Here is a 15,781-nt window from a genome sequence, read left to right on the forward strand (position 1 = left end):
AAATTAATAGATTTAGGAGTGTTCCATCATGTATCAAACAACTATCAAAAGTATTGGAAATGACGCAAAAGCATTTGAAGCAGAAAAAATGATGATTTTATTCGGGGATAATGCGCCCAGTGAATTAGCAGATTTCTGCTATGTGATTGATTTAGTATCTGTTGAGGAAGAGATTGCCGCAGGAGATACGTTAAAGTTGGATGATGTTTCTTATCAGATTACTAGTGTTGGCGAGGCAGTAAGGAAAAACTTAAATGATTTAGGACATATCACATTAAAATTTGATGGTAGTACGGAGCCAGGGCAGTCTGGATCACTTTATTTAGAAGATAAAGAGATTGTAGATGTGAAGCCTGGAAGTACGATTGTGATTGAGAAGCAATAGTTAATTGAAAAAGTAATCATCAAATAATGAATTTTAACATACCCGTAAAGTCTTCTTTATAAAGACTTTACGGGTATTGTATATTAAAATAACTGTACATTTCCACCTTGTACTTGTACAACTTTAGAAGCGGCATTATTGCCCCACATACATGCCGTTTCAATCGATTGTTCATCGAGTAAAGCTGCGATAAAAGCACCAGTATGCGTATCGCCAGCCCCTATCGTATCTACTAAGGGAACTTCTTGCCCGTGACATATTTTAATTTTATTATCTTCTACAAACAAAGTTCCTTCACTGCCAAGCGTGACAGCCACGGGACGCTGTGTTTTTTGATGGATTATTTTTGCTCCAGCTTCAATATCTGTTTGTTCACTAAGGGATAAAAGTTCATCTCGATTACAATGTATTATTGTATTCATTTTTAATAACTTTTTTAAATCTTCCTGGTTCATTTCGCTAACACGTGGTGAAGGATCAAAAATAATCGTTGTTTCTTTCTTTTTATTCTGCAACTGTTTGAGTAATACTTTAGCAGAGTTTCCTTCAAAAGAATAACCAGATAAGTAAATATAATCATAATGATGAAGATTTATTTTATCAAACCACTCTTCTTGCCAATCGTTTTCAACTCCAGGAACTGTAAGGAATGTACGCTCTCCACTAGGTTCTACCATAGATAAGCACCAACCATTGTCTCCATCTAGATCCTTTAAAACTTGAGAATGTCCATCTGCATTCATTTGTTTATTAATTTGAGCAGCATTAGGGCCGTTTCCGATTGGAATCATTAAATCATAGGATGCGTTTAACTGTTGTAAAACATTTCCAACATTATATGCGCAACCTCCAACAATGATTTCTTGAGCGCTAGAGAATACATCTTCTCCGCTCACAGGTAATTTTGGAATCGTAACAATAACATCAACGACAGCGCTTCCAATAACTAGAGCTTTTTTATTACTTCTTATTTTTTTATAGTTTGTTTCTTGTTTATTCATAGTCCAATCCTCCTGAAGTTATTGCTTTTTGTTAAGAACATTGGTAATAAAGTATAATCCTCCACTGATAATAAAGGTTACTAACATATCAAAACTAGTATCTGTATAGATGGTGAACAGGAGACCAACCACAACCCCTGCAATCCAACTTATTACTCCACCAATGTTAACAGAATTATATTGAGCATCTTCTAATAATTTAGCATCATAACCTTGTTTACGACGAAGGAAAACATAATCAACAATAAAAATAGAAACCCAAGCAGCTAAACCAATACCTAAAATTCCTAGAAACGCCTCAAAGTAACCAAGAAAATCTCGGGAAACAATCAGCACATACAGTGGAATTAAAGTAATGATGACAGCATGTACTGTAATCGCAGTTGATTCTTTCATTGCTATATTAAATGTACTCATAATCAGTCTGGAAGATTTTAAACCTATAAAACACATTGGAGTAAGACCCCCGAGCGCAGCAAAGAGATAAATAATTGTCATCCATCCAGGTAATATTTCGCTTATAAGTAAAATAGGATTTTCAGCATGAGCTAGTTCTGGCGCTGCTGTTGCAAGCAAAATCCCTGTACTAATAATGACAAATAGAGGAATAAAAGCACCCAGTGTGACGCTACCGATAATTGCTGAAGATTTATTACTTCTTTTTTGGAAACGACTATAATCCGCTGAAGCATTTGTCCAAGTTAAGCCAGTACCAACAATAACAAATGCCAGAGCAGGAAAGAATCCTGTTAACCAGGGACCGGAACTCATGGAAAAAAGCGCATTCCAATCTGTTTCAGGTATTAACATAAGAATAACCAGTAAAGTTAGTGCACCAAATACATAAGTGAAGAAGGTTTGAATAGCTACAAGTGTGTCATGAGAAAAGAAGCTTGAAGTTATAATCAACCCTGCAAAAATCACTAAACTGATTAATATGAGTAAATTATTCGTACTGATTCCAAATGCACTAAATAAAGCCAGCAAAGTCAATGTTCCGGTAGAAACATTGACAGATAGCCAGCCAACTTGTCCAGCCCAGCCAATGAGGGCAGGGATATGATTCCCTTTAAAACCATATGCAGCTCTAGATAGTATAAAAGTTATGGCGCCAGTATCCCTTCCAGCGAGACTAGCATAGCCAACTAGGAGGAAAGATAATGGACCGAGTATAGCTATTAAGATGGATTGTGTGAAACTCAATCCATACCCAATAATAAGTGCCCCATAAACAATGCCTAAAATGCCCATATTTGCTGCAAACCAGATGAAAAACAAATCTTTGGGTTTACCAGTTTTCTCTTCTTCACTTAGAAAAATCTTCTCTTTATTCTTCATATGTATCCCCCTTATCGATTAATGCTCTACCTTTTACTAGTTTGCCAGCATAAATTGATAATTGCGTATCATTATTTTGATCGATGATATCCGTCCATGTACGATGAAGTGCATTATATCCGGATTTTGCCCCACATATTGCGGTAGCCATCGCCCCAATTGTATCGGTATCTCCCCCGATATTTGCACAAAATAAAGCGCATTGATGCGGATCTTTACAATAATAAGCAATAGCTAATGCGGCAGGTACAGACTCGCTGGTTGCCGTTCCACAGCCAATAACATCATAGATTCGCTGAGCAAACATTTCTTCATCGTCCTGATATTTTTCCGCAAACTCCAGACCTAACTTTAATCGTTCTGAAATCGAAGCGGAAAAGGTTTCTTCCCCTTCTTGCATAGCCAGCTCATATAAATTAATCGTTTCATTCATAATTTCATTCCAGCTTTTATCTTCAATTGCTAGACTAACTGCATAAGCAATCATACTAGCTCCTGCAATTGCGATGTCGCTGGCATGTGTCGGCTGGCTGACTTTGCGAACGTATTTAATTAAACTGTTTTTTTGTGTGCTAGTAAAAAGCGTGCCTATCGGAGCGATCCTCATAGCAGCTCCATTTGTCAACGCTTTCTTTGTGTATATAGAAGGATCTTCTCCAGCTTTAATCGCATTTAAAGCTGCTTTAGAACTTGGCCCCAATATATTATTTTCAAATGCATTTGTTTCATTAGCCCAGTTAATTAATTCTTCTGCAATTCGTTTATTTGAAGGCACAAAATCGTTTTTATTTAACGCATCAATGATAAGTAAAGCTTGGGATGTATCGTCTGTAAATTGTCCTTTTGTAAAATTACAAGCTACATCATTTTCTGCCGGACCATCCAGAAAAGTAGTGATGTTGCCAAAAAATTCTTTTACTTTTCGCCGGCTCCATAATTCAGAAGGCATACCTAGAGCGTCTCCAATAGCTAAACCATACAAAGTTCCTAAAATTTTATCATCCATTTGACCATCTCCTTAACTTGTTCACTCATACGTATGAGTTGGGTATATTATAAAATGCGCTTTCATGATTGTCAAATAAAGAATTTAGAGAAAATGTTCCATTTAATTTAAGATGTCTTAAAAAATGACATAGAAAAAACCGAACTGTTCATTCTTGTACTAGAATTTAAAACAGTTCGGAAGTTATGTTTTATATAATTGTTTCGGAAACTATGATGTCATTTAAACAAGCAAGCTTATTGGGCTCTAGTTCTATTTTAAATTAAAACTAGGGAGGCGTAACTATATTACCTTCAAAAGCTTTTCTGAACAAAGAGGGTAGTTAATAATTGATATATTGCGAGAATTTGAATTTAAAATGTGGACTGTATATAATCTCGAGATGTTCAATTTCAATATTACTTTCTGTTGAAACCACCCCAAAACTTCTTAATAAAGGTTTTTTTTCTTCAAGTTCTAATCGATCATACATAAGTGGTGTGCCTAAAATAGGCTCTATGTTTAAGTTAGCATGGTGCGGATAAGTATTATAAGTCTCTCGCAATAGCTTATAAAGAGAGGTATTGGAAAAGTCATAAGTATCTAAGTCAGGGAATCGGTTCAAAGGTAAATGAGAAGTATCAATTGTCATCCAAGTAGTTATATTATCTGATTGTAGCCCTCTTAAACGAACTAGTTTTAAAAAGGACGAACCATCTTTTTGATATATTTCTTTTTCTAAAACTTTTGTTATAGGCTTTTGATTCTGTAAGTGAGCTAAATCAGAGAAGCCCTGAAAATTCCAAACAGTATCCTTTGTTTCACGTAATCTAACATACGTTCCCTTTCCATGAACTTGTTGAACGAGCCCTTCTTGTTTAAGTTCAGCTATTGCCTTTCGGATGGTTGTCCGTGTAATTTGATATTGCTTCATTAATTGTGTTTCTGAAGGAAGAAGATCCATCTCTTTGAATTCTCCATTTAAAATTTGGGAACGAAGTAAACGTTTGAGTTGAACATATAATGGGATAACATCATCTTTATTTAACATTTTTATCTCCTATAAGTTAGTTTAGTAAAGGTATGTAGTCAGATTTCTAAATAAGAAATCGTTGCTTCATACGTATATGTTACATCTATTATTCTATATGCTCAAGTGAATCTGTATTACACAGAGTATATGAAGGACGTTTTGTGCTGAGAATAATTGATAAAAGTATATCATCAAGACAATATGTATTGGTATAATCTACACACGTATCTACAATATCTTCCTGCATTTTTGGTGATGTATAATTATTTTCGTATTGCCATACTGCCTGCTCCGTTATATCTAACATATCAGAGAGCTGTTTGCGTGAATATCCATGCATCATGCGTAAATTGGTTAGATTTTCACCCTGAAATATCTGTTGCCCTCCTTATCGTAAAATTATTCTTGATCCTCTTCTAAGATGCCAATATCAAATGCTGTTGGGTCGATTATATCATTATCTTGTTCTGGAACAACATGTCTCTTTTTTTATCGGTTAATTCAGAACTAAATATATTTAGAAAGATCTTCAATTAGATAAGCTCTGTTATTATTAAGACAAGGGTTTGTTTATCTCAATGTTCTTGTGAGGGCGTGAGGATCTTAGTCCATGTTTGTTTAAATCGATCTTTTTCTGACCTGACCCATTTCTATCGCATAAAAATACTATTAGACTATTTAAAAGCCCCTTATTTAATACTATATTAACCTCCCGCATCCCCTACCCTATTTGTTTTTTCACTTCAAATCATCTAAAATAATAACCTGGAATCAACATTTCTAAAACCAAACTCAACAGAAATAACAAGAAGTTTAGATAATAAAGGAGTAATTATAGATGAGCCAGTTAAAAAATAGAGGCTATGCGCGGTATGATTTGATGCAGCAATTAGACTATGAAGGAATAGAGGAAGATTACCAAGCTTTGTTGGATTATTTTGAGGACCTTCCAATCGATGAATATGCTAAAGGGTTAAATCGTTATAGAAGGTATTCACGTGCACTCGTGTTGCCAACTTCTGGTCAGGTTGAATGGCTGCCAACGCTAACAAAAGATGGAGAGGAATATTCTGCGTATTTCCAAGGAAAATTTAATCCAGAGTATCCAGGATCTTATCGTGAATTTCCTTGCATAGATGAAGCAATACAGAATAATAAGCTATTGGAAAAAATTATTCTGTTTGATTATCAACAAACATTTTGGAAGGAAGAAGACCGGATTATGCCAATTCATGCTGGTGTGCACTTTGTAAAACTGTATGTAGAAAATGATTCAGACAAAGCTGTTTCTTCACCAAACTGTTTTCATCAGGATGGAGAGCCATTTACTTTTGCCCATTTAATTAAAAGAGAAAATGTTAAAGGTGGTACGAATGCCATTGGTATTCCTAAAGCGGCTGGAGAAACGTTTGATACAGTCAATCAGGATGATGTGATAGAGGTTTTTGAGATTACAAAACCTTTGGAATCATATGGTGTAGAGGACTCAACAGTATCTCATTATGTCAGTCCAATTGAAAAAGGAGATGCGGAAGAAGCTGGAGTACGTTCTGTTATCTTAATTGATTATCAGCAAACCGTGGTGGCTGATGTAGACGAATAATGATTGGAGAAAATGAAGGGTAGCCTATTTGAGGATGTCAGATAGGCTACCCTTTTTAATGTGTTTCAAATGCTATTCAATCAATATGATTATGTAGTTAATATTACATTTGAAACCATTTAGGTAGTAAAACTACAAAGAAATCGGTTTATTTTCATAAAAATGCTTGTTTTCATCTGATTTATGTAGTAATATTACTAACAGATTCGATGAGGGGGGAGGAAATGAAAAGTTTTAATCAACGAATTCAGGAGAAAAAGAAAACGTTAACAGATACAGAATTAAAAATTATAGATCAGTTAGAGGTTCATGAAAAGCCATTTTTATTATCAATGAATGAGCTTGCCGGGTTAAGTGCGGTTAGTGAGCCAAGTGTAGTCCGCCTTTACCGGAAGCTGGGTTATAACAGCTATCAGGAATTAAAAGTAGCTTTAGCACAGGAGCAAGCGGATTATCAGCAAGCAAGCCCAGAACAGGTGAATATTTTACCTGAAGATGAAATCGGTACCATGTTTGAAAAGATTGGGCAGCAGTATTTTCAGGCAATTAAACTGACAAAAGCGAAAATGATGGAAGAAAAGCTTCATGAATCCATTGAAAAATTGATTTCTGCAAACCAAATCTATTTCATTGGACAAGGCTTATCCGGAACAGTTGCAGAGGATGGGGCTCATAAATTTATGCGGCTTGGCGGAAAAACAGTTGCAGTCAAAGATCCACATTATCAGGCGATCTACGCTAGTCATATGTCAGAGGGCGATGTGGTAGTAGCTATTTCGCATTCGGGAGAAACCATTGATACCATTCATGTTAGTGAAATGGCTAAAAATAATGGCGCATTTTTAATCGTTATCACTTCGAATGAAAACGTTTCATTAGCGAGGATGGCAGACTGTTTGCTGCTAACACAGGCAAGTGAAACGAATAGGCAATCTGATGCGATGGTGTCCAGGCTCATTCAGTTAACGATGATGGATACGCTGTATACAAAGATGGCTGCAGAGCTTGGAGAAGAAGGAAAAAGACAAATTAACTTATCTCGTCTGGCAGTGACGCGGATGAAGAAATAAGAGATAAACAACGGGGGAAGTAAGATATGTTAACGGGGAATGGATTAATTATTGGTTTTATCGTTGCTTTAGCTATTCTTTTTGTACTTATTATTCGTTTTAAATGGGATGCTTTTATTGCGTTATTAGTTGTAGCGATTGGTCTTGGTTTAGTTTCAGCTATTCCAGCGCATGAGGTACCAGAAGTTATTGCGACGGGTTTTGGTGACACATTAGCAGGAGTGGGGATTCTAATTGGTCTGGGAATTATTTTTGGACAATTTTTAGCTGCTTCGGGCGGAATCGAAAAAATTGCAAGTTCTATGTTAAAGGCATTTGGAGTAAAAAATTCACCTTATGCAATGGCTGCTACATCAACAACAGTAGCTATTCCCGTATTTTTTGATGCGGCTTTTATCATTTTACATAAATTGATTTACAGCTTATCGATACGGACGAAAATTTCTTTAGCAACATTTGTAGCTATTTTAGCGATCGGGTTGATTGTTTCGCACAGCTTGATTATTCCAACACCAGGTCCGCTGGTTGTTGCAGATCAAATGGGAGTAGATATTGGAGTATTCTTTATATACGGATTAATCGTAGCTATTCCTGCGACACTTGTTGGAGGCGTGCTTTATGGAAAGTTAATTGGTAAACGTGTGACGAACGGAACACGCTTAGATGATGTAAAAGAAGAGATAGAAGCCAATGAACAAGTGGAAAATGACCCGAATCAAAAAAGAATTCCGACATGGCTGGCGTATGCAATGCTTGCATTGCCAATCGTGTTAATTCTATCAAATACAGTTGTTAATAACCTTATATTTCAGGATAATCCTGAGGCAATGCTAGGAAAGGTTTTTGCTGTCATCGGGGATAAAAATAGTGCACTGCTTATTAGTGTTATCGTTGCTACATTTGTATTAACACCGTATATTAAAGAAAAAACGAGTACCGTTATGAAAGAAGCCTTTGATTCTTCGGGAATGGTTCTATTAATTACGGGTGCTGGTGGAGCCTTTGGACAAGTTGTGCAACAGACTGGTTTAGGGGAATTACTTGTAGATTTGATGACAGGCTTTAATATGCCAGCATTGATTTTAGGATTTGTTTTTGCGCAAATTTTAAGAGCATCTTTGGGAAGTGCAACCGTAGCATTAGTTACAACTTCTACAATTTTAGGACCGCTGGCAGTAGATTTAGGAGTATCGCCTGTTTTATTAGGACTTGCCATTGCTGCAGGTGGTATTGGACTGTCCTTGCCAAATGATTCCGGTTTTTGGGTTGTCAATAAATTCGGGCGTCTGTCTGTTACGGAAACAATTCGTGTTTGGAGCTTAGGTGGTTTTGTAGCAGGTGTAACAGCATTAGTGATGGTTCATCTGTTGAGTGCTATGTCTGGTTTCCTACCGGGACTTTAATAATAAAAAAAGGGGAAGGTTGTTGATACGGTGCTTTCAATAACCCCCTTACATATTTTAAATACATGATAAAGGTGGAGAAATAAAATGAAACAAAGTGTTGGATTTATTGGATTAGGAATTATGGGGATGCCAATGACAAGAAATCTATTAAAAGCTGGTTTCCGCGTGATGGCTTTTGATTTGAATCCGGAAGCTGTAAAAGCAATTACCGCAGAAGGCGCCACACCGGCAGCATCTGGAAAAGAAGTAGCAGAAAATAGTGACATTGTTATTACGATGCTGCCAAAAGGTGTCCATGTCCGCGCAGCTATTTTTGGTCCGAATGGTGTTATCGAAGGTGCTCATCAAGATACGGTTATCGTGGATATGAGCTCTGTCTTACCAACAGAGTCCAAGCAGCTGGCTCTTGATGCAAAAGAACAAGGTGTGTCCTTCTTAGATGCTCCAGTAAGTGGCGGGGAGCCGGGAGCAATTGATGGTACACTCGCTATTATGGTTGGCGGTAATTCTGTTGATTTTGAAAATGTAAAATCTGTTCTAAACGCAATGGGAAATAATGTCGTTTTAGTTGGCGATTCCGGTTGTGGATCTACAGCGAAATTATCTAACCAGATCATTGTTAATCTAAATATTGCTGCTGTTTCGGAGGCAGTTACGTTAGCGGCAAAAGCGGGTATTGATATAGAGAAAATGTATCAGGCGATCCGCGGTGGTTTGGCTGGAAGTAATGTACTCGATGCCAAAGTTCCAATGATGCTTGATCGTAATTTTGTAGCCGGCGGACGGGTAGATATTAATCTGAAGGATATTACAAATGTGATGGACACAGCACATGATTTGCATGTACCGCTACCACTATCCAGCCAGCTGTTAGAGACGTTTCATGCTTTAGCAAGTGATGGAAAAGAAGCATTAGATCATGCAAGTATTGTGCAGCATTATGAAAAATTAGCAAATGTAACGGTGAAAAGAGAAGGAGTGGAGTAAAATGGCAGAAACGCTAAATGCAAAAGAGACGTTGGATAACATCAAAGCAGTTGACAGGCAGCAAACACTATCCGCTCTGCAAGCAGAATTAGCGGATTCTCCTTATAAAATTGTTGTTCTTGATGACGATCCAACAGGAATCCAGACGGTACATGGTGTATCGGTGTATACAAATTGGGATAAAGCATCGATTGACGCCGGTTTTGAAGAAGAAGAAAGTATGTTTTTTATTTTGACGAATTCGCGCGGGTTTACAGAACAGGAAACGATTCGTTGTCATACTGACATTGCCGAACGTGTGCAGGCCGTGTCGGAAGAGAAAAACATACCTTTTATTTTAATCAGCCGTTCTGATTCTACTATGCGCGGACATTATCCATTAGAAACAGAGGTTTTAAAGGAAACGATAGAAGAAAAAGGTGTAGCTTCTTTTGATGGGGAAGTGATCATTCCATTCTTTAAAGAAGGTGGCCGATTCACTATCCATAATATTCACTATGTACAAGATGGGGACGTTTTAGTTCCAGCTGGGCAAACAGAATTTGCAAAGGATAGAACTTTTGGTTTTTCTGCTTCGGACCTTGGGGAATGGGTAGAGGAAAAAACAAATGGACGCTATACGAAGGAAAATACGATCTCGATTTCCTTAGAAGATTTACGCAACCAGGAAGTAGATAAAATACAAAAGCAGCTGCTTGCAGCAAAGGATTTTCAAAAGATTGTTGTCAATGCAGTTGGCTATGAGGATGTAGAAGTTTTTGCTACGGCGTTTATTAAAGCGGTTCGTACGGGTAAACATTTTATTTGCCGAAGTGCTGCCGCCTTAACGAAAGTGCTTGGCGGAGTGAGTGATAAACCTTTATTAACGAGAGAAGAAATGCTTATCTCGAAAAGCAGAGAAAACGGTGGTTTAGTAGCGGTTGGTTCGCATGTGAAAAAGACAACGGAACAATTACAGCATTTATTAGATAGTGGTTTAGTAAAGGGAATTAAATTTGATGTACATCTTGTTCAAGATGAAGAGAAATTTAAAAAAGAAACAGAGCGAGTTCGGCTTGCTTGTGAGGAAGCCATTAAAAGCGGGCAATCTGTTGTTTACTATACACGCAGAGAGCGCCTCGATCTAGGCGAAGGTAAAAAGGAAGAAGAATTGAAGCAATCTGTTAAAATCTCTGATGCGGTAACAAGTATTGTGAAGGATCTGGAGGTACAGCCAAGCTATATTGTTGCCAAAGGCGGGATTACCTCAAGCAGTATTGGTACGGAAGGTTTATCTGTAAAAAGAGCAGAAGTTGCTGGACAGATAAAACCGGGGATTCCAGTCTGGAAAACGGGACCAGAGAGTAAGTTTCCAAATTCTGCGTATATTATTTTTCCTGGAAATGTCGGGCAGCCGGAAACATTAAAAGATGTTGTTGCTGTTTTAGAAGGGAAAGAATAAGTAAAAAAGCGTAATGGGACGCAGAGAAATCTGCTTTCCATTACGTTTTTTTATATGAATTATAAGCGCTCTATAGCAGGTTCATAAATTGATTTTAATGTTTCAACACTGTGAGCAAATTTTTCTTGTTCCTCTTCATTCATTGGCACTTCAATAATCTCACGGATTCCAGAACGGTTAATAATAGACGGAACCCCAATACATACGTCTTCTGCCCCATATTGTCCTTGCAAATAACTGCTTGTTGTTAAAACGACATTTTCATTTTTTAGAATGGCTTCTGTAATTCGTGCTAAACTCATTGCAATACCATAGAAGGTTGCGCCTTTTTTCTCAATAATGTGATAAGCTGCATCCCGGACATCGGCAAAGATTTGGTCAAGGTCCTCTGCTTTATAGTTTTCATGATTTTCCAAATAAGTTTGAAGGGGTACTGGGCCAATGGTTGCTCTACTCCATAGAGGGAGCTCTGTATCTCCATGTTCACCAACGATATAAGCATGTACAGCCTTTGGAGAAATTTGAAAGTACTCTCCAAGTTTATAACGAAGACGGGCAGAGTCTAAAGTTGTCCCGCTTCCGATAACACGGTTGGCAGGAAGACCGCTAAATTGAATAACTGCCTGTGTTAAGACATCTACAGGATTTGTTGCAATAAGGAAGATACCATCAAAGCCACTGTCCATGACATCATTAACAATCCCTTTAAATATTTTCATATTCTTTTCAACGAGATCTAAACGGGTTTCACCTGGTTTTTGATTTGCACCTGCACAGATACAAACAATATCTGCATCTTTACAATCCTGATATTCTCCCAGCCAAACATTGGTTGGAGAAGGGGCAAAGGCTTTTCCATGATTTAGATCCCACACATCGCCAAGTGCTTTATCAGCGGATAAATCAATAATAGCCAGCTCTTCTGTAATACCTTGGTTTATAAGTGAAAAGGCATAGCTAACGCCTACAGATCCGGCGCCGATTAATACGACACGGTTTACTTTTTCATAGTTTGTTTTCATTCTACAACACATCCTTAAAGAATATTATACGATTCATTCATAATTATATTGTGATTTATTTCACAAAATAAGTCAACTGTTTTATAAATTTTTTGAAATGATAATTCAGGTATTTAAAAATTAAATGAAATTTTATTTAAATTATCTATTTTATTAATTGTTTTATTTCGATTATGATAAAAGCAAGTTAAAAAATGAAAAGGAGAGAAAAATATGACGGAATATACACTTGGTGTTTTAAAAGGGGACGGCATTGGCCCGGAAATCGTTAATGCCACAATAAGTGTAATAGAAGCTGCCGCAAGAGAAGTGGATTTAAATCTAAAATTGAAAGAGCTTTCAATTGGATGGGAAGCTATTGAAAAATATGAAGATCCTATTCCTCAAGTAACAAAAGATAGCTTGGAAGAAACACATGGATGGATATTAGGGCCACATGATTCTGCAGCATACCCAGATAGATTTAAGCAAAAAAGAAATCCCAGCGGGGAATTAAGACATTATTTTGACCTTTACGCAAATATCCGCCCGGCTAAAACAATGCCAGCTACGAAGAGTGTCGTCGGGGAAGCAGATTTAGTGATTTACCGTGAAAATACAGAAGGATTTTATACAGACAGAAATATGTACGCTGGTATCGGAGAATTTCAAATTACATCAGATGTAGCTGTGTCAACAGGAGTGTTTACCAGAAAAGCAATTGAAAGAATTGCTCACGCTGCTTTTCAAGGAGCTTTAGAGAGAAAAAAGAAAGTGACTATCGTGCATAAAGCAAATGTTATCAAACTCGGTACAGGACTATTTTTGAATACATGCTTAGAAGTAGCGAAGCAATACCCTGATGTAGAGGTGGATGATTATCATATTGATGCTATGACAGCGCACTTGGTAAGAAGAGCAGGAGATTTTGATGTGATTGTAACAGAAAATATGTTTGGTGATATCCTATCCGATTTAACAGGAGAATTAGTAGGGAGCTTAGGTATTGCTCCATCTATTAATTCTAATGATACACAAGCAATGGCTCAGGCAGCTCATGGATCTGCTCCAGATATTGCCGGGAAAAATATTGCTAATCCGGTCGGCATTCTTGATTCTACTATTATGCTGTTCAAATGGCTGTATACACAGCACGAAGATGTGAAATGGAAAGATGCCAGTCAGTTGATGGAAAAGGCACTAATAGAAACATTAGCTGCGGGTATATCAACACGAGACTTAGGAGGCCAATCCTCTACAGAAGAATTTGCTCAAGCAGTAAAAGAAAGAATCGTTAAATCGGAGAAATAGGTGAGGTTTTATGTTAAATACAATTGGTGTTGTAGCTGATGATACAACCGGTGCAAATGATATGGGAATTATGTTTAAGAAAAGCGGTTACTCTGTCAAAGTACTTAGTCTAAAGGAAAATGATGCTATTAATATAGATACAAATGTTGTGGTTGTGGATACAGATAGCCGGCTTGATACTCCTGAGGAGAGCTATAAAAAGGTGTATATGGCCACGAAGCAGCTGCAAGAGGCTGGATGTAAAATGTACTACAATAAAACATGTTCTGTTTTTAGAGGGAATATTGGTGCAGAGTTTGATGCGATGTTAGACGCATTACAGCAAAATTTTGCTGTAATCGTTCTTGGTTTTCCTAAGAATGGTAGAGTAACGAAAAATGGTATTCATATGGTTAATGGTGAAAAATTAGAAAATTCTCCATTTTATAATGACCCTGTTCATCCAATGAAGGATTCTAACTTAAAAAGAATTTTGGAAGGTCAAACGAATCGGTTAGTCACATCAATCAGTTTAGATGAGGTTAGAAAAGGTGCAGGAATACTAAAAGAAAAAATTCAAGATGTAAAAGAAAACGGATTTCATTATTGTATTATCGATACGGAAACCCAAGAAGATTTATCAATTATTGCAGAAGCTGCTATTCAAATGCCGGTACTATGCGGAAGTTCTGCGATAGGGGAAGAACTTCCTAAGTTCTTTAATGAAAATCCAATAAAACAAGAAACACATCGGACATATAGTAATGAAAATCAAGGTGTTTTAGTAGTGTCGGGAAGCTTAACACCACAAACGAAAGAGCAAACGGCTTTTTTAAAAGAAAAAGGAATAATAGCTTTAGAAATAGATACAAGTAATATCTTTGAAGAAGAAACATTTGCAAAAGAAAAAGCAAAGTTGATAGAAGTAGCGGGTTCTAGAATTAGTGAAGGAAATGATTTATTACTGATGGCTCACGATAATAAAAGCATTGTAGAAAAAACAAAAGAGATCGGAAGGACCCAAGGTTTAACAGAATTAGAAACAAGTAAAAGAGTATCTTCAGTTTTGGCACAGATAACTCGTAAAATCGCTGATAATGTAAACCTGCAACGTTTAATTGTAGCTGGCGGAGATACTTCAGGTACAGTTTGCAAGGAGCTGGGGATAGAGGGCAATTATATCTTGGATGAAGTAGCGGTAGGTGTTCCATCTGGATTTACAATTGGAAGAGAGTTATTAATTATACTGAAGTCAGGAAGTTTTGGTGATGAGAAATTCCTGTTTGACGCTATTCATCATCTCAAAGAGGTATCTTAGTTTAATAAGAAGAGGAACGCTTAAAAAGTTCCTCTTAACTGTTTTGAATCAACAAACTTAATAAAGGAATCAACGAAAGAAAGGTGAGTCAGTTCTTCTTTATAGAGCAGCCATGTTTTCCATAATAAAGGGGAGTTATCTTTATAGAATAAATTTTTTGAATATAAATGGTCATTTTTTAAAATGATATTTGGAACAATAGCATAGCCCAAACCTTGTTCAACCATATTTTTTGCTATTTCCATATTGGCGACATCCATAAAGACATTAGGAGGTCTTTTATAAGCCTCCCGCCACCAGGAATCGATCATCATATTTAGTGCAGGGTCAGTATGGTATGAAATTCTATTCAATTTAGGGAGATCCGATAAATTAATTGGCTGCAAGGAAATAACACTTATTTTCTCACTAAAGAGTTCTATTTTCTTTTCGGACCAGTGATGTTCTCCGCGAACAATGCCGATATGATAATCATCTTTGTATACAGACTGAATAACATCCAGGTTTAGACCAGTGTGGATCGAGTAAGTTATTTTAGGATATCGTTCATGAAACTCTTTAAGTAAGAAAGGAATGGTATGTAAAGCAATTGCTTTGGCAGCACCAATTCTTAGTTTACCTTGAGGCTGATTATCTGAGTTCCAAAGGGTTTCTTGTAAAATGCGAAATTCATTGACCATTATTTCGGCATACTCAATAACCTTTAAACCTTGCTCGGTAAATTCAACGCCTCTTCTTCCACGGTAAAGAATATCAGCTTGAAGTTCTTTTTCGATTTGTTTTAACCGGTAAGTAACGGTTGGTTGTGACATGAATAGGTTTGCTGCAGCTCGTGTGATATTTTTTTCTTTATAAACAGCTAAAAGGATATTCCAATCTTTTAATTCCATAGCTTTCTCCTTTTTACAAAATGTAAAAAAATT

At 36.9% G+C, this 15,781-nt stretch carries 14 protein-coding genes and 1 pseudogene; 8 read left to right on the plus strand and 7 right to left on the minus strand.

What is annotated here, in order from left to right:
• The first annotated feature begins 28 nt into the window (after positions 1-28).
• Positions 29-385, plus strand: a complete 357-nt coding sequence (locus BN986_RS02005) for a PTS glucitol/sorbitol transporter subunit IIA (protein ID WP_040977968.1) — start codon at positions 29-31, stop codon at positions 383-385.
• Positions 386-468: 83 nt separating this feature from the next.
• Here BN986_RS02005 and BN986_RS02010 read toward each other — a convergent pair whose 3' ends face one another.
• From BN986_RS02010 to BN986_RS26865, 5 genes and pseudogenes are all read right to left on the minus strand, one after another.
• Positions 469-1,386, minus strand: a complete 918-nt coding sequence (locus tag BN986_RS02010) for a PfkB family carbohydrate kinase (protein ID WP_040977970.1) — start codon at positions 1,384-1,386, stop codon at positions 469-471.
• Positions 1,387-1,404: 18 nt separating this feature from the next.
• Positions 1,405-2,724: a purine-cytosine permease family protein gene (locus BN986_RS02015; protein ID WP_040977971.1), complete on the minus strand. Its 1,320-nt coding sequence runs from the start codon at positions 2,722-2,724 to the stop codon at positions 1,405-1,407.
• A complete protein-coding gene (locus tag BN986_RS02020; protein ID WP_040977972.1) occupies positions 2,714-3,730 on the minus strand; it encodes an ADP-ribosylglycohydrolase family protein in 1,017 nt (338 codons plus the stop codon). Before BN986_RS02020 ends, BN986_RS02015 begins: the two co-directional genes overlap by 11 nt.
• Positions 3,731-4,052: 322 nt before the next feature.
• Positions 4,053-4,760 carry a GntR family transcriptional regulator gene (locus BN986_RS02025; protein ID WP_040977974.1) on the minus strand — a complete coding sequence of 236 codons (708 nt, stop codon included), beginning with the start codon at positions 4,758-4,760 and terminating at the stop codon, positions 4,053-4,055.
• A gap of 223 nt (positions 4,761-4,983) precedes the next feature.
• A pseudogene (locus tag BN986_RS26865) lies at positions 4,984-5,118 on the minus strand (helix-turn-helix domain-containing protein); the annotation flags it as partial.
• 462 nt (positions 5,119-5,580) lie between these two features.
• Here BN986_RS26865 and BN986_RS02035 point away from each other — a divergent pair.
• The 5 genes from BN986_RS02035 (at position 5,581) to BN986_RS02055 (ending at position 11,249) form a co-directional block, all read left to right on the plus strand.
• On the plus strand, positions 5,581-6,345 hold the full coding sequence (locus BN986_RS02035) for a 2OG-Fe dioxygenase family protein (protein ID WP_040977976.1): 765 nt from the start codon (positions 5,581-5,583) through the stop codon (positions 6,343-6,345).
• Positions 6,346-6,569: 224 nt separating this feature from the next.
• Positions 6,570-7,415, plus strand: a complete 846-nt coding sequence (locus BN986_RS02040) for a MurR/RpiR family transcriptional regulator (protein ID WP_040977977.1) — start codon at positions 6,570-6,572, stop codon at positions 7,413-7,415.
• 26 nt (positions 7,416-7,441) lie between these two features.
• Entirely contained in the window at positions 7,442-8,818 is a 1,377-nt protein-coding gene (locus tag BN986_RS02045) for a GntP family permease (protein ID WP_040977978.1), read from the plus strand.
• A gap of 87 nt (positions 8,819-8,905) precedes the next feature.
• Entirely contained in the window at positions 8,906-9,808 is a 903-nt protein-coding gene (gene garR, locus BN986_RS02050) for a 2-hydroxy-3-oxopropionate reductase (RefSeq protein ID WP_040977979.1), read from the plus strand.
• Position 9,809: 1 nt separating this feature from the next.
• Positions 9,810-11,249, plus strand: coding sequence for a four-carbon acid sugar kinase family protein (locus BN986_RS02055; protein WP_040977980.1), 1,440 nt, complete (start codon positions 9,810-9,812; stop codon positions 11,247-11,249).
• Positions 11,250-11,308: 59 nt separating this feature from the next.
• On the opposite strand, the gene BN986_RS02060 is transcribed toward BN986_RS02055, so the two are convergent.
• Positions 11,309-12,271, minus strand: a complete 963-nt coding sequence (locus BN986_RS02060) for an L-lactate dehydrogenase (RefSeq protein ID WP_040977981.1) — start codon at positions 12,269-12,271, stop codon at positions 11,309-11,311.
• A 213-nt stretch (positions 12,272-12,484) separates the two neighbouring features.
• On the opposite strand from BN986_RS02060, the gene BN986_RS02065 reads away from it, so the two are divergent.
• A complete protein-coding gene (locus BN986_RS02065) occupies positions 12,485-13,561 on the plus strand; it encodes an isocitrate/isopropylmalate dehydrogenase family protein (RefSeq protein WP_040977982.1) in 1,077 nt (358 codons plus the stop codon).
• A 10-nt stretch (positions 13,562-13,571) separates the two neighbouring features.
• Positions 13,572-14,858 carry a four-carbon acid sugar kinase family protein gene (locus BN986_RS02070; RefSeq protein ID WP_040977983.1) on the plus strand — a complete coding sequence of 429 codons (1,287 nt, stop codon included), beginning with the start codon at positions 13,572-13,574 and terminating at the stop codon, positions 14,856-14,858.
• 20 nt (positions 14,859-14,878) lie between these two features.
• Here BN986_RS02070 and BN986_RS02075 read toward each other — a convergent pair whose 3' ends face one another.
• A complete protein-coding gene (locus BN986_RS02075) occupies positions 14,879-15,748 on the minus strand; it encodes a LysR family transcriptional regulator (RefSeq protein ID WP_040977984.1) in 870 nt (289 codons plus the stop codon).
• Positions 15,749-15,781: the final 33 nt, after the last annotated feature.

It is taken from the genome of Oceanobacillus jeddahensis, from assembly GCF_000750635.1.
Classification (GTDB): Bacteria; Bacillota; Bacilli; order Bacillales; family Amphibacillaceae; genus Oceanobacillus; species Oceanobacillus jeddahense.